The organism is Rhizobium sp. SG2393, assembly GCF_042610495.1.
Lineage (GTDB): Bacteria > Pseudomonadota > Alphaproteobacteria > Rhizobiales > Rhizobiaceae > RU20A.
Genome location: NZ_JBHGAP010000002.1, coordinates 246,386 through 266,987, shown reverse-complemented (window position 1 = coordinate 266,987; position 20,602 = coordinate 246,386). Strand labels below are relative to the sequence as shown.

Annotated in this window: 22 protein-coding genes and 1 other RNA gene; 13 read left to right on the top strand and 10 right to left on the bottom strand. The window is 65.1% G+C overall.

From position 1 onward, the window contains the following. Positions 1 to 12: 12 nt before the first annotated feature. From dnaJ to moeB, 3 genes are all read left to right on the top strand, one after another. A complete protein-coding gene (dnaJ, locus tag ACED18_RS10030) occupies positions 13 to 1,134 on the top strand; it encodes a molecular chaperone DnaJ (protein WP_377291636.1) in 1,122 nt (373 codons plus the stop codon). A gap of 114 nt (positions 1,135 to 1,248) precedes the next feature. Beyond that, positions 1,249 to 2,370 carry a DNA replication/repair protein RecF gene (gene recF / locus ACED18_RS10025; RefSeq protein ID WP_377291634.1) on the top strand — a complete coding sequence of 374 codons (1,122 nt, stop codon included), beginning with the start codon at positions 1,249 to 1,251 and terminating at the stop codon, positions 2,368 to 2,370. A 9-nt stretch (positions 2,371 to 2,379) separates the two neighbouring features. After that, complete coding sequence (gene moeB / locus ACED18_RS10020) at positions 2,380 to 3,165, top strand: molybdopterin-synthase adenylyltransferase MoeB (protein ID WP_377291632.1); 786 nt, start codon at positions 2,380 to 2,382, stop codon at positions 3,163 to 3,165. 24 nt (positions 3,166 to 3,189) lie between these two features. Here moeB and ACED18_RS10015 read toward each other — a convergent pair whose 3' ends face one another. Further along, entirely contained in the window at positions 3,190 to 4,194 is a 1,005-nt protein-coding gene (locus tag ACED18_RS10015; RefSeq protein ID WP_377291631.1) for a 2-hydroxyacid dehydrogenase, read from the bottom strand. Positions 4,195 to 4,389: 195 nt separating this feature from the next. Here ACED18_RS10015 and ACED18_RS10010 point away from each other — a divergent pair, with 195 nt between their 5' ends. Continuing rightward, entirely contained in the window at positions 4,390 to 4,926 is a 537-nt protein-coding gene (locus tag ACED18_RS10010; protein ID WP_377291629.1) for an SH3 domain-containing protein, read from the top strand. Between the two features lie 6 nt (positions 4,927 to 4,932). Here the strand turns inward: ACED18_RS10010 and ACED18_RS10005 are convergent, their stop codons facing one another. After that, positions 4,933 to 5,925 carry an adenosine kinase gene (locus ACED18_RS10005; protein WP_377291627.1) on the bottom strand — a complete coding sequence of 331 codons (993 nt, stop codon included), beginning with the start codon at positions 5,923 to 5,925 and terminating at the stop codon, positions 4,933 to 4,935. A gap of 210 nt (positions 5,926 to 6,135) precedes the next feature. On the opposite strand from ACED18_RS10005, the gene ACED18_RS10000 reads away from it, so the two are divergent. Further along, complete coding sequence (locus ACED18_RS10000; RefSeq protein ID WP_377291625.1) at positions 6,136 to 7,080, top strand: AEC family transporter; 945 nt, start codon at positions 6,136 to 6,138, stop codon at positions 7,078 to 7,080. 78 nt (positions 7,081 to 7,158) lie between these two features. Here ACED18_RS10000 and ACED18_RS09995 read toward each other — a convergent pair whose 3' ends face one another. Then, complete coding sequence (locus ACED18_RS09995; protein ID WP_377291623.1) at positions 7,159 to 7,869, bottom strand: c-type cytochrome; 711 nt, start codon at positions 7,867 to 7,869, stop codon at positions 7,159 to 7,161. A 155-nt stretch (positions 7,870 to 8,024) separates the two neighbouring features. Between ACED18_RS09995 and ACED18_RS09990 the strand changes: the two genes are divergently transcribed. From ACED18_RS09990 to ACED18_RS09980, 3 genes are all read left to right on the top strand, one after another. Then, positions 8,025 to 8,777 (top strand): 3-deoxy-manno-octulosonate cytidylyltransferase, encoded by a 753-nt coding sequence (locus tag ACED18_RS09990; protein WP_377291621.1) that lies wholly within the window; start codon positions 8,025 to 8,027, stop codon positions 8,775 to 8,777. A gap of 44 nt (positions 8,778 to 8,821) precedes the next feature. Beyond that, a complete protein-coding gene (locus tag ACED18_RS09985) occupies positions 8,822 to 9,676 on the top strand; it encodes a prephenate dehydratase (RefSeq protein WP_377291619.1) in 855 nt (284 codons plus the stop codon). Between the two features lie 203 nt (positions 9,677 to 9,879). Next, on the top strand, positions 9,880 to 10,017 hold the full coding sequence (locus ACED18_RS09980) for a DUF1127 domain-containing protein (RefSeq protein ID WP_149738844.1): 138 nt from the start codon (positions 9,880 to 9,882) through the stop codon (positions 10,015 to 10,017). A gap of 92 nt (positions 10,018 to 10,109) precedes the next feature. Here the strand turns inward: ACED18_RS09980 and ACED18_RS09975 are convergent, their stop codons facing one another. The 4 genes from ACED18_RS09975 to ACED18_RS09960 are packed head-to-tail and all read right to left on the bottom strand — an operon-like array spanning position 10,110 to position 12,629. Beyond that, entirely contained in the window at positions 10,110 to 10,475 is a 366-nt protein-coding gene (locus ACED18_RS09975; protein WP_377291616.1) for a VOC family protein, read from the bottom strand. Between the two features lie 46 nt (positions 10,476 to 10,521). Beyond that, entirely contained in the window at positions 10,522 to 11,226 is a 705-nt protein-coding gene (locus ACED18_RS09970; protein ID WP_377291614.1) for a helix-turn-helix transcriptional regulator, read from the bottom strand. A gap of 15 nt (positions 11,227 to 11,241) precedes the next feature. Next, positions 11,242 to 12,228 carry an NAD(+) diphosphatase gene (nudC, locus tag ACED18_RS09965; RefSeq protein ID WP_377291612.1) on the bottom strand — a complete coding sequence of 329 codons (987 nt, stop codon included), beginning with the start codon at positions 12,226 to 12,228 and terminating at the stop codon, positions 11,242 to 11,244. Then, a complete protein-coding gene (locus tag ACED18_RS09960; protein WP_377291610.1) occupies positions 12,225 to 12,629 on the bottom strand; it encodes an HIT family protein in 405 nt (134 codons plus the stop codon). The genes nudC and ACED18_RS09960 overlap by 4 nt, the downstream gene beginning before the upstream one ends. Positions 12,630 to 12,730: 101 nt before the next feature. Here ACED18_RS09960 and ffs point away from each other — a divergent pair. The 3 genes from ffs (at position 12,731) to ACED18_RS09945 (ending at position 15,162) form a co-directional block, all read left to right on the top strand. Next, positions 12,731 to 12,828, top strand: an RNA gene (gene ffs, locus ACED18_RS09955) — signal recognition particle sRNA small type. A 63-nt stretch (positions 12,829 to 12,891) separates the two neighbouring features. Further along, positions 12,892 to 14,790: a DNA polymerase III subunit gamma/tau gene (locus ACED18_RS09950; RefSeq protein WP_377291608.1), complete on the top strand. Its 1,899-nt coding sequence runs from the start codon at positions 12,892 to 12,894 to the stop codon at positions 14,788 to 14,790. Positions 14,791 to 14,838: 48 nt separating this feature from the next. After that, positions 14,839 to 15,162 (top strand): YbaB/EbfC family nucleoid-associated protein, encoded by a 324-nt coding sequence (locus ACED18_RS09945; RefSeq protein ID WP_377291606.1) that lies wholly within the window; start codon positions 14,839 to 14,841, stop codon positions 15,160 to 15,162. A gap of 341 nt (positions 15,163 to 15,503) precedes the next feature. Here the strand turns inward: ACED18_RS09945 and ACED18_RS09940 are convergent, their stop codons facing one another. Next, positions 15,504 to 16,109 carry an MOSC domain-containing protein gene (locus ACED18_RS09940; protein ID WP_377291604.1) on the bottom strand — a complete coding sequence of 202 codons (606 nt, stop codon included), beginning with the start codon at positions 16,107 to 16,109 and terminating at the stop codon, positions 15,504 to 15,506. A 56-nt stretch (positions 16,110 to 16,165) separates the two neighbouring features. On the opposite strand from ACED18_RS09940, the gene recR reads away from it, so the two are divergent. Together recR and ACED18_RS09930 are read left to right on the top strand one after the other, a co-directional pair. Continuing rightward, on the top strand, positions 16,166 to 16,771 hold the full coding sequence (recR, locus tag ACED18_RS09935; protein ID WP_149738836.1) for a recombination mediator RecR: 606 nt from the start codon (positions 16,166 to 16,168) through the stop codon (positions 16,769 to 16,771). A gap of 62 nt (positions 16,772 to 16,833) precedes the next feature. Then, on the top strand, positions 16,834 to 18,045 hold the full coding sequence (locus tag ACED18_RS09930; protein WP_377291921.1) for a lytic murein transglycosylase: 1,212 nt from the start codon (positions 16,834 to 16,836) through the stop codon (positions 18,043 to 18,045). Between the two features lie 83 nt (positions 18,046 to 18,128). Here ACED18_RS09930 and ACED18_RS09925 read toward each other — a convergent pair whose 3' ends face one another. Then, the gene (locus tag ACED18_RS09925) at positions 18,129 to 18,611 is read right to left on the bottom strand and encodes a cupin domain-containing protein (protein ID WP_377291602.1); all 483 of its coding nucleotides are present in this window, start codon (positions 18,609 to 18,611) and stop codon (positions 18,129 to 18,131) included. Between the two features lie 193 nt (positions 18,612 to 18,804). Then, the gene (locus ACED18_RS09920; protein WP_377291600.1) at positions 18,805 to 20,433 is read right to left on the bottom strand and encodes an MFS transporter; all 1,629 of its coding nucleotides are present in this window, start codon (positions 20,431 to 20,433) and stop codon (positions 18,805 to 18,807) included. Positions 20,434 to 20,602: the final 169 nt, after the last annotated feature.

Sequence of the window (20,602 nt, the reverse complement as noted above, 5' to 3'; positions counted from 1 at the left end):
CATCAAACGAGCATGAAACGTGACCTTTACGAAATTCTCGGCGTCTCGAAGACAGCCGACGAGAAAGAGCTGAAGAGCGCTTTTCGCAAGCTCGCCATGAAGTATCATCCGGACAAGAATCCGGGCGATGCGGAGGCTGAGAAGACCTTCAAGGAAATCAACGAGGCCTACGAGACGCTGAAGGACCCGCAGAAGCGGGCCGCCTACGATCGCTACGGCCACGCTGCCTTCGAAGGCGGCATGGGCGGCGCCGGCGGTGGACAGGGCTTCGGCGCCGGCGGCTTCTCCGACATCTTCGAGGATATCTTCGGCGAGATGATGGGCGGCGGGCGCCAGCGGCGTTCCTCCGGTGGCCGCGAGCGCGGTGCTGACCTGCGCTACAACATGGAAATTACGCTGGAGGAAGCCTTCAGCGGCAAGAACGCCCAGATCCGCGTTCCCACCTCCATCACCTGCGATGTCTGTACGGGGTCGGGCGCAAAGCCCGGCACCAGCCCCAAGACCTGCACGACCTGCCAGGGCTCGGGCCGCGTGCGCGCCGCGCAGGGCTTCTTCTCCATCGAGCGCACCTGCCCGACCTGTCATGGCCGCGGCCAGATCATCACCGATCCCTGCACCAAGTGCCATGGCAATGGCCGGGTCACGGAAGAGCGCTCGCTGTCGGTCAACATCCCCGCCGGCATCGAGGATGGCACCCGCATTCGTCTCTCCGGCGAGGGCGAGGCCGGCATGCGCGGCGGCCCGGCCGGCGACCTCTACATCTTCCTGTCGGTCAAGCCGCACGCCTTCTACCAGCGCGATGGGGCAGACCTCTATTGCAGCGTGCCGATTTCCATGACGACCGCTGCGCTTGGCGGCAAGTTCGACGTGACGACGCTCGACGGCACCAAGTCGCGCGTCACGGTTCCGGAGGGCACGCAGGCCGGCAAGCAGTTCCGTCTGAAGGGCAAGGGCATGCCGGTGCTGCGCTCGGCCCAGACCGGCGACCTCTACATCCAGATCCAGATCGAGACCCCGCAGAAGCTCACCAAGCGCCAGCGCGAGTTGCTGAAGGAATTCGAGGATATCTCCTCCAAGGAGAACAATCCGGAATCGACCGGCTTCTTCAGCCGGATGAAGGAATTCTTCGAGTGATCCTTTCGATCGCTTGCTGCAGATCAAAGCCGGGGGCGGCGCCCGCCTCCGGCTTTTTCATGTGATGACGCGGCCGGCGGAGCATTCCGCCCACGCCGCCCGACCCGGAACGACATGGCCAACAGGGTGAGCCTCAGCCGGCTGAAGCTCGGCAATTTCCGCAATTACGAGAGCCTTGCCCTCGATCTCGACGCACGCCATGTCGTGCTGACCGGTGACAACGGTTCCGGCAAGACCAATCTCATGGAAGCCGTTTCCTTCCTCTCGCCCGGACGCGGCCTCAGGCGCGCGGCCTATGGGGATGTTTCGCGTGTCGGCGGGGATGGCGGCTTCACCGTCTTTGCCGAGTTGGAGGGCATGGAGGGCAATGTCGAGATCGGCACGGGCACGGATGCCGGCGAGGACAGCCAGAGCCGCCGCCTGCGCCTCAACGGCACGCAGGCCCGCACCGTCGAGGAACTGCTCGACCACTGCCGCGTGCTGTGGCTGACGCCCGCCATGGACGGTCTCTTCACCGGCACCTCTTCCGATCGCCGCCGCTTCCTCGATCGCCTCGTTCTGTCGCTCGATGCCGAGCATGGTCGGCGCGTGGCGGATTTCGAGCGCGCCATGCGCAGCCGCAACCGACTGCTCTCCGAACCCGGTGCCGATCCCGTCTGGCTGACCGGGCTCGAAAAGCAGATGGCCGAGCTCGGCGTCGCCATGGCGGTCGCACGGCGCGAAATGCTGGGGCTGCTGGCGGCCCTCATCGAACGCCGCCCGCAGGAAACGCCCTTCCCGACCGCGTCCCTGACTCTCTCCGGCTTCATGGATGCCCATGCCGGCCCGGCCTTCGAGCTGGAAGATGCCTATCTCGAGGCACTGCGCAGCGGCCGTTATCGCGATGCCGCCGCCGGCCGCACGCTGGAGGGCCCGCACCGCAGCGACCTCGTGGTCCGCCACCGCGAAAAATCCATGGAGGCCGAGCGCTGCTCGACGGGCGAGCAGAAGGCCCTGCTGGTCGGCCTTATCCTCGCCCATGCCCAGCTTGTCGCCGACATGACCGGCTTTGCGCCCCTGCTGCTGCTGGACGAGATCGCCGCCCACCTCGACGAAGGCCGTCGCGCAGCCCTCTTCGATCTCATCGATGCTATCGGCGGCCAGGCCTTCATGACGGGTACGGACAGCGCGATGTTTGCAGCACTCGGCGATCGGGCTCGCTTTCTGGCCGTTGCCAACGGCACGGTTTCAGGTTGAAATCAGACCATGATGGACAATCTGCCCACGCCTTCGGACATGACGCTCGGCGCCGAGGAAATCGAGCGCTATCGCCGCCATATCCTGCTGCCGGAAATCGGCGGCATCGGCCAGAAGCGCTTGAAAGCGGCGCGCGTGCTGGTGATCGGTGCGGGCGGGCTTGGCGCGCCGGTGCTCGCCTATCTCGCGGCTGCCGGCGTCGGCACACTCGGCATCGTTGACGACGACCGCGTCTCGGTTTCCAACCTGCAGCGCCAGATCATCCACGATACCGGGACGATCGGCGCGGAAAAGACGGCGAGTGCGGCGGCATCCATCGCGCGTCTCAATCCGCATGTGACGACGATCGCCTTTGAGGAGCGCTTCGATGCCCTCTTCGCCGCGCAGTACCTGCCGCGCTTTACCCTTCTGATCGACGGCTCCGACAACTTCACGACGCGCTATGCGGCGGCCGATGCGGCGGAATCGGCCCGCATTCCGCTGGTGACCGGAGCGGTCGGCCGGTTCGATGGATCGCTGACCGTGCTGAAGCCTTATGAGAATGACGCCGACGGGCGGCGGAACCCCGGCTATCGCGACATCTTCCCGGAGCCGCCGCCGGACGGCGTCGTGCCCTCCTGCGCCGAAGCCGGCGTCATCGGCACGCTGACGGGCGTCATCGGCACGCTGATGGCCATGGAGGCCGTCAAGCTCATCACCGGGGCTGGGGAGCCGCTGGTCGGCCGCCTGATGCTCTATGACGCGCTTTCGGCCCGTTTCGATACGATCCGCTACCGCCGGCGCACGAAGGACTGACCCTCGCCGCGCCGGCAAAGGCCGTCACATCCGGTTCGGCAGCACGCGGTCCGGCGGGCGGTGACCGTCGATGAAGGTGCGGATGTTGATCACCACCTTGTCGCCCATGTCGATGCGGCTTTCGAGCGTGGCCGAACTCATGTGCGGGAGAAGCACGACCTTGCCTTCGCCGGCAAGCTTGACGAGCTTCGGGTTGACGGCCGGCTCGTTTTCGAACACGTCGAGACCGGCACCGGCAATCTTGCCCTCCTTCAGGCACTTGACCAGAGCTGCCTCGTCGATGATGCCGCCGCGCGCGGTGTTGACGATGTAACTCGTCGGCTGGAGGAGCGCGAGGCGGCGGGCCGACAGCAGGTGATAGGTGGCCGGTGTCGAGGGGCAGTTGACCGAAACGATATCGACGCGCGCCAGCATCTGGTCGAGACTGTCCCAGTAGGTCGCTTCCAGCTTCTCTTCGGTATCCGGATGCACGCGCTTGCGGTTGTGATAGTGGATCGAGAGGCCGAAAGCCTTGGCGCGGCGCGCGACGGCGGTGCCGATGCGGCCCATGCCGATGATGCCGATGCGCTTGCCGGCGATGCGGCGGCCGAGCATCCATGTCGGCGACCAGCCGGCCCATTCGCCCTTGCGGTCCGTCAGGATGCGCGCGCCTTCCGCCAGCCGTCTCGGCACGGCAAGGATGAGCGCCATGGTCATGTCGGCGGTATCCTCGGTCAGCACGTTCGGCGTGTTGGTGACCGTGATGCCCTTGCGCGTGGCGGCCTCGATGTCGATGTGGTCGATGCCGTTCGAAAAGCTTGCGATCAGCTTCATCTGCGGACCGGCCGCCTCGATCAGGCTCGAATCGATCCTGTCCGTCACGGTCGGAACGAGGACATCGGCACGCTGCATGGCATCGACCAGTTCGTCGCGGGTACGCGGCGTATCGTCGATATTGAGCTCGGCGTCGAAGAGTTCGCGCATGCGCGTTTCCACCGCGTCCGGTAGCTTGCGGGTAATGTAGACCTTCGGTCTCTTCTTGTTCGTCATGAAACCCCACGCCCCGTTGACGGGTTTTTAACCAAGATGGGTGATCGTTCTCCCTGGAAGCCGCATTTTTTAACAGACCCGCCGGGGAAGACAAACACTTCTCGTGGCTCGCACCGCGAACCTCTCGTGACTGTCGCCCAAGCGCCTCTGTTCTGCGGCCGTAACCCTTTGTACGATATCGAGAACGGTTCCGTCATGCGTCGCGTCCTTCGTCTCATTCCGCTGTGCCTCGCCTCGCTCGTGATGATCGCGCTTCCGGCCGCAGATGCGCTCGCGCAGGCTGCGAAGGGACCGAGCGGCCTGCCGCTGCCCCGCTTCGTCAGCCTGAAGGCCAAGAGCGTCAATCTGCGCATCGGTCCGAGCGTCGACTATGCCGTCTCCTGGCGCTACCTGAAGCCGGGCGTGCCGGTGGAGATCATCCAGGAATACGATAACTGGCGCCGCGTGCGCGATGCCGACGGCACGGAAGGCTGGGTCAACCAGGCGCTTCTCTCCGGCAGCCGCACGGCACTGGCCGCCCCGTGGATGCGCGGCAAGGGGGAAGGCGTCTTCGTCAACATGCGTCGCGAACCGCAGACCACCAGCAGCATCCTTGCCCGCCTGCAGCCGGGTGTGATGATCCACGTCAAGGAATGCAATGGCGACTGGTGCCAGGCCGAGACGCAGGGCGTCGAGGGCTGGATCGCCCAGAGCGAGATCTGGGGCGCCTATCCGGGCGAAGCTTTCAAGTAGCCGCGCTCAGATCAGGCCGATCTTGCGGGCCTCGACATCGAGCGGCAGCATGGGACGCGGGCCGATCTGCCCGATGACGATGCCAGCCGCGAGACTGCCGAGCTTGCCGCAGGTTTCCAGCGGATAGCCGGCCGTATAGCCGAACAGGAAGCCTGCCGCGTAGAGATCGCCGGCCCCGGTCGTGTCGACGACGCGCTCGACGGGCAGGGCTTCGATCTCGATGCGCTCAGCGCCCTTCAGGATCACCGATCCCTCTTCGCTCTTGGTGACCAGCGCCAGCTTGCAGTCGGCGGCGATCTTGGAGAGCGCCAGTTCGAAATCTTCGGTCTCGTAGAGCGCCAGAACTTCGGCGCGGTTGGCGAAGACGATATCGACGGTGCCGGAGCGCATGAGGTCGAGGAACTCGGCCCGGTAGCGATGAACGCAGAAGCTGTCCGACAGCGTCATCGACACTTCACGACCATTCTGGTGCGCGATGCGGGCGGCTGCGCGGATCGCGTCCTTGGCGCGCGGCGGATCCCAGAGATAGCCCTCGAAATAGGTGACCTTCGAGGCTGCCACGACATCGGCTTCCACATCCTCCGGGCCCAGCTCGACGCAGGCACCGAGATAGGTGTTCATGGAGCGCTCGCCATCCTCGGTCACGAAGATCATCGACCGTGCCGTCGGCGGCGTCTTGGCAAGTGGCCTGGTCTCGAAGTGTACGCCGAGCGCGCGGATGTCGTGGGCGAAGATCTCACCCAACTGGTCGCTGGCAACCTTGCCGAAATAGGCAGCCTTGCCGCCCAGGCTCGCCACGCCGGCGGCCGTATTGCCCGCGCTGCCACCGGAGGCTTCGAGCGCCGGTCCCATGCGGCTGTAGAGCAGTTCGGCTCGCTCGGCATCGATGAGGTTCATCGCGCCCTTGATGATGGCATTGTCGATCAGGAACTGCTCTTCGCAGCGGGAAATGATATCCACGATCGCATTGCCGATCGTCAGAACGTCGAATTGGCTCATAAGGGAAATCCGTCACCGTCAAAGAGAAGCACGGGTCCCCGTCATAACGGAATTCTTCGCAAGGGGAAGAGCTTTCACAGAAGGCCTTGGACCGTCGCGGTCGATTGTCGGTGATCGAGCATCCCGTGACCGCTTCCCGTTCAGGTCGTCTGTTTCACTTGGGGCGCCTTATCCGGTAAGGCTGGGGAGGGGCGTTCAACCGGGCCAGTCATGTCGATCATCTTTCTCAATGTCGTGCCGCTTTTCGTGTTGATCCTGACCGGTTGGCTCATCGTACGGTTTCGCTACCTGTCGGAGAGCGTCGGTCAGGCCCTGGGTGACTTCGTCTTCCGTGTCGCGGTGCCGGTGCTCCTCTTCCGCACGATCGCGGAAGCCGATTTCAGCGACGGTTCGCCCTGGCGGCTCTGGGCGGCCTATTTCTTCGGCGTTTTCGTCACCTGGACGCTCGGCCATCTCGTCGCGACCCTGGGCTTCGGCAGCGATGCGCGAATCGGCGTGCTCGCCGGCGTCTCCTCAGCCTTTGCAAACACCGTCTTCATCGGCCTGCCGCTCGTCTCGCGCGTCGTCGGCGATCACGGCATCGTCGCCATCTCCATCCTGCTTTCGGTGCATCTGCCGGTCATGATGGTCGCCGGTACGATCCTGATGGAGCGGGCTGACCGCAAGGTGACGGGTGCAGCCCCGCGTCCGCTGGTCGCCGTGCTGGCCGATATCGGCCGCAATCTCGTGAAGAACCCGCTGGTCATCGGCCTCGTCTGCGGCGCGCTGATGCAGGCGCTGGGCCTTGCCATGCCGGTTCCAATGAAGACGGTGGTGGACCAGTTGGCCGGCATGGCCGCCCCGGCCGCGCTGATCTCGATCGGCATGGCGCTCGACCGCTACGGCATCCGGGGCCATCTCGCCCTCTCAAGCGTGACCAGCCTGTTGAAGCTCATTGTCTTTCCGGCCGTCGTGCTTTTCGCGTGCCGCTTCCTCGGCATCGATCCGGTCTGGACGCAGGCGCTTGTCCTGACCGCCTCCGTGCCAACCGGCGTCAATGCCTGGCTGATCGCCAACCACTTCAATGTCGGCCACGGAATGGCATCCTCGATGATCACGCTGACCACCGCGCTCGGCGTCATCAGCGTCTCCGCCTGGGCCTATATTCTCCTTTAGCAACGTCTCGCCCGCCGAAACGAAAACACCCGGCGGTAAGGCCGGGTGTCAGAAGCGGTATTGAAACGGGGCTGGCGATTACGGCTGCGTTGCAGGCGCCTGGCCAGTGGTCGCCGGGGCCTGTTCGGTCGAGGCGGGAGCCTGACCGTTTGTCGCGGGCGCCTGTTCCGTCGCTGCCGGGGCCTGCTCCGCAGCGGCTGGAGCCTGCTCGGTTGCGGCAGGGGCAGCACCTGCGGCCGAAGCATCCGGCAGCGGAGCCGGAGAGTCCGACTGCGTGCGCAGGTAGGCGATCAGGTTTGCGCGCTCTTCGGGCTTCTTGATGCCGGCAAAGCCCATGGCGGTACCGGGAACGTGCTTCTTCGGCGCTTCGATGAAGTAGCTGAGGTGATCGTAGTCCCAGACCACCTTGCCGCCTTCGGAGAAGGTCTTCATGCCGGCGGAATAGGAGAAGCCCTCATGCGAGGCGATCGGGCGGTTCACGACGCCATAGAGGTTCGGGCCCACCTTGTTCGGGCCGCCCTTGCCGATGTCATGACAGCTTGCGCATTTCTTGAACACGGTTTCGCCGGCGGCAGCATCGGCAGAGGCCAGCAGCGGGCCGATGGCAACTTCCGGCGCTTCGCCGCCAGCGGTTTCGCCGGCCGCAGGTGCTTCCTCGGCGACAATCGCGAACCCTGGCTTCTCGGGCGCTTCGGAATGGAAAAGCCCTTCCGAGGCAATGGAGACGGACATCAGCACGAAGACCGTTCCCAGCAGGGCGCCCAGGCCCATGTTCACTTTAGAGTTCATCTGAAAAAGCTCCCTTCCCAGCCGCCCGGCGCAAACACGCGGCCCATCTTGAATTCGCGCGGAACCTATGTCTTTTGGCTCTGCGTTGCAACAGGAATGGCGCCACTCCCGTTGAGACCAATTGCCACTTCTGCCCGGATTCTAAAGGCCTGTCCATGCCGCAAGCTGACCACGACAAGACCCTTGTGCTCATTCCCGCGCGGATGGCCTCGACGCGCCTGCCCGGCAAGCCGCTTGCCGACATCTGTGGCGCACCGATGATCGTGCAGGTCGCGCGTCGCGCGGCCGAGGCAAAGATGGGGCGCGTCATCGTGGCCGTCGATGATCAGACCGTCTTCGAGACGGTGAAATCCGCAGGCTTCGAGGTGGTGATGACGCGCGCCGACCATCAGTCCGGTTCCGACCGCATTTTCGAGGCGCTGGAGGCCGTCGACCCCGGGCACCGGGCCGAATACGTCATCAATGTGCAGGGCGATCTCCCGACCGTCGAGCCGGAGACGATCCGGGCCGTCATGCGGCCCTTCGAGACGCCCGCGGTCGATATTGCCACCCTGACCGTTGAGATTGCGGACGAGGCGGAAAAGACCAATCCGAACGTGGTGAAGGTCGTCGGCTCGTCGCTCTCCGAAACGCGCCTGCGCGCACTCTATTTCACCCGCGCCACTGCCCCGCACGGCAAGGGGCCTCTCTACCACCATATCGGCCTCTACGCCTATCGCCGCGCTGCGCTGGAGCGGTTCGTGTCACTTTCCCCGTCGCCGCTCGAAAAACGCGAATCGCTGGAGCAGCTGCGCGCGCTGGAAGCCGGCATGCGCATCGACGTCGAGATCGTCGCGGCCGTGCCGCTCGGTGTCGATACGCCCGATGACCTTGAGAAGGCGCGCCGCATCCTCGCCGCCAGGCCCTGACCCCCATCCGTTTCCATGCCCCTCTGACAAGCAGGCCAATTGCCATGACAGCCAAGACCAACAGGATCGCCTTCCAGGGCGAATTCGGCGCCAACTCCGACATGGCGAGCCGCGACATGTTTCCCGCCATGGAGCCGCTGCCCTGCCAGACCTTCGAGGATGCCTTCCTGGCGGTCGAGAACGGCGAGGCGGATATCGCGATGATCCCGATCGAGAACACGATCGCCGGCCGCGTCGCCGATATCCACCACCTGCTGCCGGAATCGCGCCTGCACATCATCGGCGAATATTTCATGCCGATCCGCTTCCAGCTCATGGTGCTGCCGGGTGTGCGTCATGAGGAAGTGCGCACGGTGCACAGCCACATCCACGCGCTCGGCCAGTGCCGCAAGATCGTGCGTGCCAACGGCTGGAAGCCGGTGATCGCGGGCGATACGGCCGGCGCCGCGAAGCTGGTCGCCGAGACCGGCGACCGCAGCATGGCAGCGCTCGCCCCGCGCCTTGCCGCCGATCTCTACGGTCTGGAGATCATCGCCGAGAATGTGGAGGACCTCGAAAGCAATGTGACCCGCTTCGTGGTGCTCTCGCGCAAGGAAACGGTGATCGAGCGCAGGAGCGATGACGATCGGATCGTCACCACCTTCGTCTTCAATGTCCGAAATATTCCTGCGGCGCTCTACAAGGCGCTCGGCGGCTTTGCGACGAACGGCATCAACATGACCAAGCTCGAAAGCTACCAGATCGGCGGCAAGTTCATCGCCACCCAGTTCTATGCCGATATCGAGGGGCACCCGGATGATGCCAATGTGCGCCGGGCGCTGGAGGAGCTGAAATTCTTCTCCGAGAAGGTGCGCATTCTCGGCGCCTACCCCGCCCATCCCATGCGCGGCACGCTGTGAGCGATTCTTGAGCAGGGCTCCGGCCCTGCCTTCTTTCCCGGCAATCGCACAAAGGCCGCAACCCTTAAGGATCGCGGCCTTTTTGATGTCGGTCGTTAACCCGGTACGCCGCAAACGCATGCCTAATTTGCAATCATCGCGCTGCTGATTTTTGGGCAGTTCGGCTATATTCCGGTCATACAAAAGAGACCGAGGAAACAGCCATGAACTTCCGTACCAAGATCAATGAATTCGTTGCCCAGCGCCGCGCCGTTCGCGAACTGAACCGTCTCAGCGACCACGAACTGGCCGACATCGGCATCTCCCGCTCGCAGATCCGCAGCGCCGTTTACGGCCGCTGATAGATGCCCCGCGCTGCCCATCGCAGCGCAAGGCACAAATCGGGACTGAGACGCTCCTGGCCGGCTTTGCCGGCCTTTTGCGTTTCTGGCGGTCACTCGTCGATGAGGCAGACGCGCAGGCGGTGACCGTCGGGGTCGAGCGCGACGAAGGTCGGGCCGAATTCAAAGCGCGTCAGCGGCTGGACGAAGGTGAGCCCCTTGTCCTGCCAGTCCCGGTAGCAGGCCTCCACGGCCGCATCGCCCGCCACCATGAAGGCGAGTTCGCTGGCGTCGTCGCCATGCGGATGGATGAGCGCAGTGGATGCCTTGGAAAGCAGGCCGAGCGACAGGCCATTGTCGAAGACAAAAGCCGCATAGCCGGGCGAAAGCGCACGGGGCTTCTGGCCGAAGAGATCGGCATAGAAGGCGGCGCTGGCGACGGTATCGGCGACGTAGAGGATCATCAGGTTCGGTGTCATGTCAGGGTCTCCTTGGTTGGGAGCCCCGGTTTAGGCCGAGCCAGTGTCAGTTTCCGTCAGCAGTCTTGTTATCGATGCGGGCTCGTTCCGCGCGCCATTCCTTCAGCAACACCTGCCGCCGTCTTGGATAGCGCTCGCTTGTAATGACGGCTTCCACCATGCGGTCTGCGCGAAAATGCCGGAGCTCCTGCCGCAGCTCGCACCAGGCGGCGACCACTCGGACCTCCTCGAAGAAACCGAGCGCGAAGGGCCAGATGACCCGCTCCGTGTGCCGGCCTGACAGATCCTCATAGGAGAGCTGAACTTTTTGCTCGTTGCGGATTGCGGCGCGGAACAGGCCGATGTCGATCCGGTCCTGACGTGCGCGTGGCGGCCCGACCAGAAGGGTGGAGCTGTCAAGCTCTTCGCGCAGCGCCGCCGGCAGGACGGCCGCGATCTTCGAAAGCGCTTCTTCGGCGGCAGCCGAAAGCGATGCATCCGCCCGCCGCGCCACCCAGCGCGAGCCAAGCACCAGCGCCTCGATCTCCTCGACGGAAAACATCATCGGCGGCAACAGGAAGCCGGGGCGCAGCACATAGCCGATTCCTGCTTCCCCCTCGATTGGCGCGCCCTGCGCCTGAAGGCTTGCTATGTCGCGATAGAGCGTGCGCAGGCTGACGCCGGTTTCCTCTGCCAGCGCCCGGCCGCTCACCGGCATGCGATGCCGGCGCAGGACCTGGATCAGCGCAAGAAGCCGTTCGGAGCGTGCCATGGCGTGATCGCCGCCTCAGCCGGCGCGTCCCCAGTCCAGCCAGTCGCGCATCAGCCGGTGGGCGATGGCGCCTTTCGGCGGCGAGACGGTCTGCCCTTCCGTCCCGGCAACACCGGTGACGCGCTCCAGCATGGCCGCGGTCTCCGCGCGCGTGAACCAGCGGCAGTCTTCCAGCTCCTGCTCGTCGCGCTTGATGTCGAAGGATTTCGCCTCCGCAAAGCAGCCGATCATGAGGCTGTGCGGCATCGGCCAGGGCTGCGAGGCGTGGTAGCGCACGCGGCCGATGTGAATGCCGGATTCCTCCAGCGTCTCGCGCCGCACGGCATTTTCGATCGTCTCCCCCGGTTCGAGGAAGCCGGCGAGGCAGGAATACATGCCTTCCGGAAAATGCGCCCCCCGGCCAAGCAGGCAGAGGTCGCGCTCAAGATCCACCGTCAGCATGATGACGACGGGGTCGGTGCGCGGGAAGGCAAGGTTGCCGCAGGCCGGGCAGGCGCGGCGATAGCCGCCACCCTTCGCTTCCATGGCGCTGCCGCACTTGCCGCAGAAGCGGTTTGCCGCCGCCCAGCTGATCAGGCTGGAGGCCTGCGCGAACTGGCCGAGCACGTCGTCGGCCATCATCTGCTGGCGGTAGAGCGTGCGCCCGTCCGTGAGCCGGAAATCCTTCGGCAGCTCGTCCTCCGTGACGCCGACCGGTACGGCAAGGCGGGGCTCGCCATTCGGCAGGAAGCCGAGCAGGATGGCGGCGTCGAGATCGGGCTTCAGCTCGGCAAGCTCGTAGGGCGCAAACAGCGGATCGACGATCTTCTCGTCGTGCTTCACCACCAGCCGCCCGCCGGAAAAGGCAAAGACATGGGCACCGGGCGCCGCAAACGCCTTTTCGAGACAGTCGTCGGCGCGGTGCTCGGACTGGCGGTCGAGATTGTTTTCCGCAAAGGCGACCAGCGTGCTCGGCTCGTGATGCGGATGCCGGCTGTCGAAGATGGAAAGAGGTGCGCTCATAGCCGCTCCAGAAGATGGGTTTTCAGCGTTTCGAGGGTGGCAGCGTCCTTGTGCTCCGGCGTGCCGAAGCCCCAGACGGGGCCCGGCCAGGCGGGATCGCCCTCGCTGCGCGCGATGACATGAATATGGAGCTGGCGCACGATGTTGCCCAGCGCCCCGACATTGATCTTGGTCGCTCCCGTCAGGGTCTTGAGCGCGGCTGCGACATGGGCGGTCTCGACGGCCAGCACGACCTGGTCGTCCGCATCAAGCTCGAAGATCTCCGAAACGCCGGCGCGGCGCGGCACCAGCAGCAGCCAGGGCCAGCGCCCGTCGCGCATCAGGCGCAGCTCGCACAGCGACAGCATCGCAACGGGAACGCTGTCGGCGGCAAGGCGGTCGTCCAGTGTGAAGGTGTCCATCGCTCCCCGCAATCTCCGGTGTCGCAACTGCTTCGCCCGCCTTCACAGTTTTTTCAAGGCTCGGCTTGCATTTGCCCGCGAGATTGCCGATATGGAGCGCGGGAGGTTGGTGGTGGACGAGCCACTCGCCAACCGGGTCAGGTCCGGAAGGAAGCAGCCCCAACGAGCTCCGGCACGGGTCGCCGTGCCAGCCTCCCACCCGTTCCCGTCCTGTCGCGGGACAGTTGAAAAGCAGCCACTCGGCATTGATTCGGCAGGGGCGATGAGCGAAGACGCACCCCAGGACGCAGCGTTGGCAACTGAGACGCGGCAGAGCGGCTATCGCGTTCTGGCCCGCAAGTATCGCCCAAAGGACTTTTCGGACCTCATGGTCGGCCAGGAGCCGATGGTCCGCACCCTCACCAATGCCTTCGAGACCGGCCGCATCGCGCAGGCCTACATGCTGACGGGCGTTCGCGGTGTCGGCAAGACGACGACGGCTCGCATTCTGGCCCGTGCCCTGAACTACAAGACATCAGAGATCGACCGCCCGACCATCGACCTGCGCGTGCCCGGCGAGCATTGCCAGGCCATCATGGAAGGCCGCCATGTCGATGTGATCGAGATGGACGCCGCCTCCCATACAGGCATCGACGATATCAGGGAGATCATCGAGCAGGTGCGCTACCGTCCGGTGTCGGCGCGCTACAAGGTCTACATCATCGACGAAGTGCACATGCTCTCCACGCAGGCTTTCAACGGCCTGTTGAAGACGCTCGAAGAGCCGCCGGAGCATGTGAAGTTCATCTTCGCCACCACCGAAATCCGCAAAGTGCCGATCACGGTGCTGTCGCGCTGCCAGCGCTTCGACCTGCGCCGCATCTCGGCCTCCGATCTCGTCGGCCTCTTTACGACGATTCTCGAAAAGGAAGGCGTGCCGGCGGAAGCCGAAGCACTCGCCATGGTCGCCCGTGCGGCCGAAGGCTCGGCGCGCGACGGCCTGTCGCTGCTCGACCAGGCGATCGCCCATGGCAACGGGCGCGTGGAGGCGCTGACCGTGCGCGCCATGCTGGGCCTTGCCGACCGCGCCCGCATCGTCGATCTCTTTGAACACGTCGCGAAAGGCGAAGTCGCCGCCGCCCTTGCCGAATTTGCCGCGCAGTACGAGGCGGGCGCCATGCCGAACGTCGTGCTGACCGACCTTGCCGATTTCACCCATCTCGTGACCCGCATGAAATTCGTGGCGGATGCCGCGGAAGATCCGTCGCTCAGCGAAGTCGAGCGCCGCCGCGGTGCGGAGTTTGCCGCCACCGTTCCGGTCAGCGCGCTCTCGCGCATGTGGCAGATGTTGCTGAAGGGCATTCCCGAGACGGAAAATGCCGCGCGCCCGGCCGGTGCCGCCGAAATGGTGCTGATCCGTCTGGCGCATGCCGCAAACCTTCCCTCGCCCGAGGACGCCGTGCGTCGCCTGCTGGAGATCGAAGGTGGTGCCACGCCGGCCGCAAACGGTGGCGGTCGCCCCGCAGGCGGTGGGCCCTCCGCCATGGCAAGCGGGCAGGGCGCCTCGGCGCGCGCCAGCGCGATGACCTCCGCCAATTCTGCCCCGTCCGGCGCCCCGTCCATGATGGCCGCCGGCGAGGGCGGTCGCCCGACGCTCGTCAGCGTCGGGGAGACCCGCGCCGAAGCCGCGCCCCGCCAGGCGGCAAAGCCGCAGCCGTCGGTTCCCGTCAATTCCGCGGCCGATATCGTCGATCTCTGCGCCCGCAACCGCGACATCCGCATGAAGACGCTGGTGCGCAATTATCTGCGCCTCGTGCGGCTCGAGCCCGGGCGCCTTGAGCTCAATCTCGCCGAGGATGCGCCGAAGACCTTCGTCGGCGAGCTGCAGAAGCGGCTGGAAGACTGGACCGGCATCCGCTGGATGGTCATCGTCAGCCGGGAGGCCGGGGAGGCGACGCCTGCCGAGCAGGAAAGCGAAGCGCAGGAAAAACGCGTCAGCGACGCCCGGCAGGATCCGGATGTCGCCGCGATCCTCGCCCGCTTTCCGGGCGCCAGGATCACCGACGTGCGCATCAAGCTGAGCGAGGCGGAAGCCGCCGCCGATGAGGATGACGTTCGCCCGCCGGCCGCAGCCGAAAGCGCCGAAGGCGATATCCTGCCCGGCGACGACATCGACTTTTAGCCGGCAACGCATCGCCGGTTTCGATATTCTCTAGGAAAGGACGACGACATGCGTGACCTCTTGGGCATGATGGGCAAGGTCAAGGAAATGCAGGCCAAGATGGAGAAGATGCAGGCGGAAATCGCCGCCATCGAGATCGACGGCTCCGCCGGCGGTGGCCTCGTCACGATGCGCATCGACGGCAAGGGCAACCTGAAGAGCCTGAAGATCGATCCGAGCCTCTTCAAGGAAGACGAGGTCGAGATCCTCGAAGACCTGATCGTCGCCGCCCACAAGGACGCCAAGGACAAGGCCGAAGCCGTGACCGCCGAAAAGACGCGCGAACTCACCGCCGGCCTGCCGATCCCGCCGGGCATGAAGTTCCCGTTCTAAGACACTCTGTCGCTGCAAGCAGGGCGCGGTCCGTATTTCCAAGCACGCTTTGCGCTTCCGTGACGCGATGCCTCCTCTGGAAGCCAACATTGTGGTGCGGCAAGCCGTCCCCCACCTTCCGTCATCCTCGGCCGCAGAGCCGAGGATCCACGGCCAGGGACGCGGAGGGCCGCATGGGTCCTCGGGTCAAGCCCGAGGACGACGCTGGAGCGATTGGCGCAGGAAGCTGCTCCACCAAGCATTCGCCGTCTTTCGAAGACCTTTATCTTTTCATCGAGATGGCATGTGATCTTCTCGTTATCGCGGCGATGAAAGGCAAGCCTCTCTTTCGCCGTCGATAGTCAAGAAATCTTCGCCCTGATCTTCGCATTGACCGGCGTCGCCAGATAGCGCGCGAACTTTTCCGGCGGAATGCGGCCGTAGTCATCCATGAATTCCGCCATGCCGATGCGCTCGCCGGCAAAGGGCGTGTAGGTCACGCTCTGCCCCGCTTCCAGCATGCCGCCCGCAATAACGCGGGTGTAGATGCCCGGACGCTCGGCCCTCAGATAGCGCTTCACCATCAGCGGGTCGCCCATGTGGGCGGCAAAGGTGGCGCAGGGGCTGCGGGCGGAGGTCGCCTCCAGCACCACGTCGCCGATGGTGAAGCGGTCGCCGATCGCCACGTCGCGATTGTCGAGGCCGGAGATCACGAGGTTTTCCCCGAAGGTGCCGGGCTCCAGCGGTCGGCCCAGTTCCTGCGCCCACCAGGCAAGTGTTTCCGCACCCTCGATGTAGACCGCCTGTTCCGGTCCGCCGTGATGCTTGCGGTTGATGATCGCGTCGCCGACGAGCCCTTCCGCATCGACCATGACCGGACCCGTCACCGCTGCCTTGGCGATGCCGGTCTTGGTGTTCTTGCCGGGCAGCTTGCGGGCCTGACCGATACAGACAGCGAGGATTTTCATGGGTGCGCTCCGGCAGGCGATTCCTTCGCTCCACCTTATCAGGTAAAACCCGCCCCATGGCAAAACGAGTCACCGGCCCCGAAATCGAAAAACTCATCCAGCTTCTGGCGAAGGTGCCGGGCCTCGGGCCGCGTTCGGCGCGCCGGGCGGCACTCCACCTGATCAAGAAGAAGGAGCAACTGCTGGGGCCGCTCGCCGGCGCCATGGGCGAAGCCTATGACAAGGTGCGCATCTGCTCCTGCTGCGGCAATGTGGATACGGTCGATCCCTGCACGGTCTGCACCGATCCCCGCCGCGACGCCTCAGTCATCATCGTCGTCGAGGATGTCGCAGACCTCTGGGCGCTGGAGCGTGCCGGCGCCATGAGCGCGGCCTATCACGTGCTCGGCGGCACGCTCTCGCCGCTCGACGGCGTCGGCCCCGACGATCTCAACATTCGCGGCCTTGTCGACCGCGTGGCGGGCGGGACGGTGCGAGAACTCATCATTGCCGTCAATGCGACGGTGGAGGGACAGGCGACGGCCCATTACATCACCGACAGGCTCGAAGGTTTCGAGGTGAAGATCACCCGGCTCGCCCATGGTGTTCCCGTCGGCGGCGAGCTGGACTATCTCGACGAGGGAACGCTGACCGCCGCGCTGCGCGCCCGCACCGCCGTATGAGGAGCGCCCCGATGAAGCCTGTCCGCACCCGTCTCGCCAGACTTGCTGGCGTTCTTGCCCTGATGGTCGCGGCAGCGGTTCCTCTGCCGGCCGGCGCGCAGTCGCGCGATGATGTGGAAAAGCAGTTCCGGGCCTGGCTGCAGAACGATGTCTGGCCGGAGGCGAAGACATCGGGCATTGGGCGCAAGACCTTCGAGGAGGCTGCCGCGCGCATCCGCATCAACTGGGACCTGCCCGATCTCGTGCCGCCGGGCACGAAGCCGTCCAAGGACCGCAAGCAGAGCCAGGCGGAGTTCTCATCCCCCGGCGCCTACTTCTCCGAAAAGCGCCTGCAGGGGCTCGCGGCCAGCGGTCGTTCTCTGGCTGCGGCCAATGTCGGCGTGCTGACGCGCATCGAAAAGACCTATGGCGTACCGGGGTCGGTCGTCCTTGCCATCTGGGGACGGGAGTCCGGCTTTGGACGCGCGAAGATCCCCTACAACGTCATGGACGTGCTGGCCACCAAGGCCTTCATGTCCACACGGCCGGAGCTTTTCCGCCGTGAACTGATCGCCGCCCTCCATATCCTCGAAAGCGGCGACGTGCGCGAGGAGGACATGCGCGGCTCCTGGGCCGGCGCCATGGGTCAGCCGCAGTTCCTGCCCTCCAGTTTCCTGCAATATGCCGTCGATTTCGATGGCGACGGGCGCCGCGATATCTGGAACTCGACGCCCGACGCACTCGCTTCCATCGCCAACTATCTTTCGAAGAAGGGCTGGCAGCGCGGTCGTGACTGGGGTTTCGAGGTCACGATCCCCGCTTCTGTCTCCTGCGCGCAGGAGGGGCCGGACCTCGCCCGCCCGATCGCGGACTGGGCGTCCACCGGCATTACGCGGGTGACCGGCAAGGGCTTTCCTGCAGGCGAGCTGAAAGCCAGCGGCATGATGCTGGTGCCGGCCGGCCGCAGCGGCCCGGAATTCGTGGTGACCCCGAATTTCTACGTCATCAAGGAATACAACAACTCCGACCTCTACGCCCTCTTCATCGGCAACCTCGCCGACCGGATCGGTTCGGGCGGCGGCGCGTTTCGCGGCGCGTGGGGCGATGTCGGCTCGCTGTTGCGCTCCGATGTCGCCGCCATGCAGAAGGCGCTGGAGAAGAAGGGCTACGATGTCGGCGGCAGCGACGGCCTGCCCGGCTACAAGACCCGCCGCGCCATCGGCGACTGGCAGGCGAAGAACGGTCTTGCCCCGACCTGCTATCCCTCAGAAAGCCTGAAGGGCCGCATCCGCTGAGACGGCCCGTGGCAGGCCCGCTTCCCGTCCCGAACGCAGGATGACGGGAAGCGGACAGGCTGCCGGGATCGCCGCGCCGGTCGTCACTTGGGCGGCGCGATGGTGAATTTGTACTTCGAGGACACGGCGATCATGGCGTGGACATCGGCCATGTCGAGCGGTGGCGCCTGAACATTGCGCGTGCCGGGATGGCCGATTTCGGCAAACATGCCTTCCATTCCGGGCGGATTGTACATGAACAGCATCTTGGCCGGTCCGGTATGGACGTTGCGGAAGCTGTGGATCACCCCGCGCGGCACGAAGACAGTGGTGCCGGGCTGCGCGTCGATCACCTCCTCGCCGAGCTGGAACGTCACCCGCCCCTCCAGCAGGATGAAGGTCTCGTCCTCGGCATTGTGGTGATGCGGCGGCGGGCCGGTATCCGGCGGCACGAGCGCTTCGAGAAGCGTGAAGGCCCCGCCCGTCTGCGCACCCGAAAGCAGGGTCGTGTAGGTATCGCCGACGAGAAAAACCGTCTCGCCGCCATCCGGGCCGACGCAAACCGGCTTCAATTCGCTCGCTGTCATGACTGGAATCCCCCTAAATCAGCAGGAGGAAAATTAGCATCTTTAGGATGAATTGCCAGCGAATAAATGGCAGAAGATTGCCGGAGTCTGAACCTTAAAAAACAATAAAAACAGTTGGATAGCTGGTGGCGGAAGCGCAGCCTTTGTGAGAAGCCCCCTTATCGTGCCCGCCCACTCCGGGGCATCCGCGCCGTCAGTGCATGTCCATCTGCTGCTTGAAGCGCTCGTAATCGTGGGGGATGATCGTCTGGCGCTCGATCATGCGGTGCACGCGCGGCGGTTCTTCCCCGGAATGCAGCGCCCGAAGACGATCGCCGTTTTCCGCGTCGGCCTTCGTGCGGCGCATGTTGTGGCGCACATACTCCACCCAGGTGGGTACGTGATACGTTTCCGTCCAGATGAGCGGCTTTTCGAGATCGCGCATCAGCGCCCACTGGCCCGCGCCGTCGCGGATTCGGATGCGCCGGCGTTCCGTCATGGCGTCGAGGAAGTCGGGAATGTCCTGCTCGGCGATCTCGTAGTCGATCATCACGACGATGGGTCCGCTGCGGGACTTGAGGTCGAGCGGCAGGTTCGGTTCGGCGAACTGGTTGAGCGGATCAAGGTTGAGCGCCTTGAATTCCGGCAGCGCATAGCGAAGACCGAGGGCAGCACCGGCGATCATCGCGAAGGCGGCGACGATCAGCGACGTGGAGACGTCCTGCGCGTCGGCGATCTCGCCCCAGAGCCAGCTTCCCGCCGCCATCCCGCCGAAGGTGGTGGCCTGGTAGATGGAGAGCGCCCGCCCCACCACCCAGCGCGGGGTGGAAAGCTGTACCGTGGTGTTGAAGAGCGAGAGCGCCCAGACCCAGCTCGCTCCGGCGATCAGGAGAACCGCGCCGGTGATCGTGGCGCTGGTGCTGAGCGCGGTCACGAGGGCAGCAAGGAAGAAGCCGGCAAAGGAGAGCCGAACGATCCATTCGCTGGAGAGCTTTTCGCGCAGCCGGCTGCTGGTCATGGCCCCTGCAATGGCGCCCGCGCCGAAACAGCCGAGCAGAAGGCCGTAGGTCAGCGGCCCGCCCTGCACGTGATCGCGTGCCACCAGCGGCAGCAGGGCAAGGATCGCACTGGCCGAAAGACCGAAGGCGAAGCCGCGCAGCATGACCTTGCCGATATTCGGCGACATGCCGACATAGCGGATGCCGGCTCCGATGGCGCGGGCAAAGCTCTCGCGCGGCAGGGTGCGGTCGTCCTTCGGCCGCTTCCAGACAAGGAGGGCGGCAAGGATCGCGATGTAGCTGACGGCATTGACCGCGAAGGCCCCCGCCGCTCCGGCCGCCGCGACGATGGCGCCGCCGATGGCCGGGCCGAGGCTGCGGGTGATGTTGAAGCCCATGCTGTTCAGCGTGACGGCGGCGGCAAGATCCTCGCGTGGCACCATGTCGCCCACCGAGGCCTGCCAGGACGGGTTGTTGAGCGCGGTGCCGCAGCCGATCAGGAAGGTGAAGGTCAGAAGCAGCCAGGGGCTGAGCACGTTGAACCAGGCGGCAACGGCAAGCGCCGTCGAAACGACCAGCATGAAGACCTGCGCCGACAGCATGATGCGCCGCCGGTCGAAACTGTCGGCGAGCGCTCCGGCAGCGAGCGCGAAGATCATGATCGGCAGCGTCGTGGATGTCTGCACCAGCGCGACCATGTCGGCCGAGTTCGAAATCGACGCCATCATCCAGCCCGCGCCCACCGACTGGATCAGCCCGCCGAAATTCGACGCGATGCTCGCCACCCAGATGTTGCGGAAAGTGGCATGCCGGAAGGGGCGGAGGAGGGAGGATTGCTGGCTCATGGAAGATCGCTTGTGGCAGGCGGGGTTGGAAGGGAAGGTAGCGCGCGCCGGTGCCCGCTCAACCCTTCCCGGCAGGCACTGTCGCGACCGATTGGGGCCAAACCTTGCAATCCCGGCAAAAGCCGCGTATATGACATTCAAATTCTTGATCGCCAGATGAAGAGTGGGC

What these genes read in the sequence shown, in the direction of transcription:
- dnaJ (WP_377291636.1), top strand. Translation starts at nt 13, where the DNA reads ATGAAACGTGACCTTTACGAAATTCTCGGCGTCTCGAAGACAGCCGAC.
- recF (WP_377291634.1), top strand. Translation starts at nt 1,249, where the DNA reads ATGGCCAACAGGGTGAGCCTCAGCCGGCTGAAGCTCGGCAATTTCCGC.
- moeB (WP_377291632.1), top strand. Translation starts at nt 2,380, where the DNA reads ATGATGGACAATCTGCCCACGCCTTCGGACATGACGCTCGGCGCCGAG.
- ACED18_RS10015 (WP_377291631.1), bottom strand. Translation starts at nt 4,194, where the DNA reads ATGACGAACAAGAAGAGACCGAAGGTCTACATTACCCGCAAGCTACCG.
- ACED18_RS10010 (WP_377291629.1), top strand. Translation starts at nt 4,390, where the DNA reads ATGCGTCGCGTCCTTCGTCTCATTCCGCTGTGCCTCGCCTCGCTCGTG.
- ACED18_RS10005 (WP_377291627.1), bottom strand. Translation starts at nt 5,925, where the DNA reads ATGAGCCAATTCGACGTTCTGACGATCGGCAATGCGATCGTGGATATC.
- ACED18_RS10000 (WP_377291625.1), top strand. Translation starts at nt 6,136, where the DNA reads ATGTCGATCATCTTTCTCAATGTCGTGCCGCTTTTCGTGTTGATCCTG.
- ACED18_RS09995 (WP_377291623.1), bottom strand. Translation starts at nt 7,869, where the DNA reads ATGAACTCTAAAGTGAACATGGGCCTGGGCGCCCTGCTGGGAACGGTC.
- ACED18_RS09990 (WP_377291621.1), top strand. Translation starts at nt 8,025, where the DNA reads ATGCCGCAAGCTGACCACGACAAGACCCTTGTGCTCATTCCCGCGCGG.
- ACED18_RS09985 (WP_377291619.1), top strand. Translation starts at nt 8,822, where the DNA reads ATGACAGCCAAGACCAACAGGATCGCCTTCCAGGGCGAATTCGGCGCC.
- ACED18_RS09980 (WP_149738844.1), top strand. Translation starts at nt 9,880, where the DNA reads ATGAACTTCCGTACCAAGATCAATGAATTCGTTGCCCAGCGCCGCGCC.
- ACED18_RS09975 (WP_377291616.1), bottom strand. Translation starts at nt 10,475, where the DNA reads ATGACACCGAACCTGATGATCCTCTACGTCGCCGATACCGTCGCCAGC.
- ACED18_RS09970 (WP_377291614.1), bottom strand. Translation starts at nt 11,226, where the DNA reads ATGGCACGCTCCGAACGGCTTCTTGCGCTGATCCAGGTCCTGCGCCGG.
- nudC (WP_377291612.1), bottom strand. Translation starts at nt 12,228, where the DNA reads ATGAGCGCACCTCTTTCCATCTTCGACAGCCGGCATCCGCATCACGAG.
- ACED18_RS09960 (WP_377291610.1), bottom strand. Translation starts at nt 12,629, where the DNA reads ATGGACACCTTCACACTGGACGACCGCCTTGCCGCCGACAGCGTTCCC.
- ACED18_RS09950 (WP_377291608.1), top strand. Translation starts at nt 12,892, where the DNA reads ATGAGCGAAGACGCACCCCAGGACGCAGCGTTGGCAACTGAGACGCGG.
- ACED18_RS09945 (WP_377291606.1), top strand. Translation starts at nt 14,839, where the DNA reads ATGCGTGACCTCTTGGGCATGATGGGCAAGGTCAAGGAAATGCAGGCC.
- ACED18_RS09940 (WP_377291604.1), bottom strand. Translation starts at nt 16,109, where the DNA reads ATGAAAATCCTCGCTGTCTGTATCGGTCAGGCCCGCAAGCTGCCCGGC.
- recR (WP_149738836.1), top strand. Translation starts at nt 16,166, where the DNA reads ATGGCAAAACGAGTCACCGGCCCCGAAATCGAAAAACTCATCCAGCTT.
- ACED18_RS09930 (WP_377291921.1), top strand. Translation starts at nt 16,834, where the DNA reads ATGGTCGCGGCAGCGGTTCCTCTGCCGGCCGGCGCGCAGTCGCGCGAT.
- ACED18_RS09925 (WP_377291602.1), bottom strand. Translation starts at nt 18,611, where the DNA reads ATGACAGCGAGCGAATTGAAGCCGGTTTGCGTCGGCCCGGATGGCGGC.
- ACED18_RS09920 (WP_377291600.1), bottom strand. Translation starts at nt 20,433, where the DNA reads ATGAGCCAGCAATCCTCCCTCCTCCGCCCCTTCCGGCATGCCACTTTC.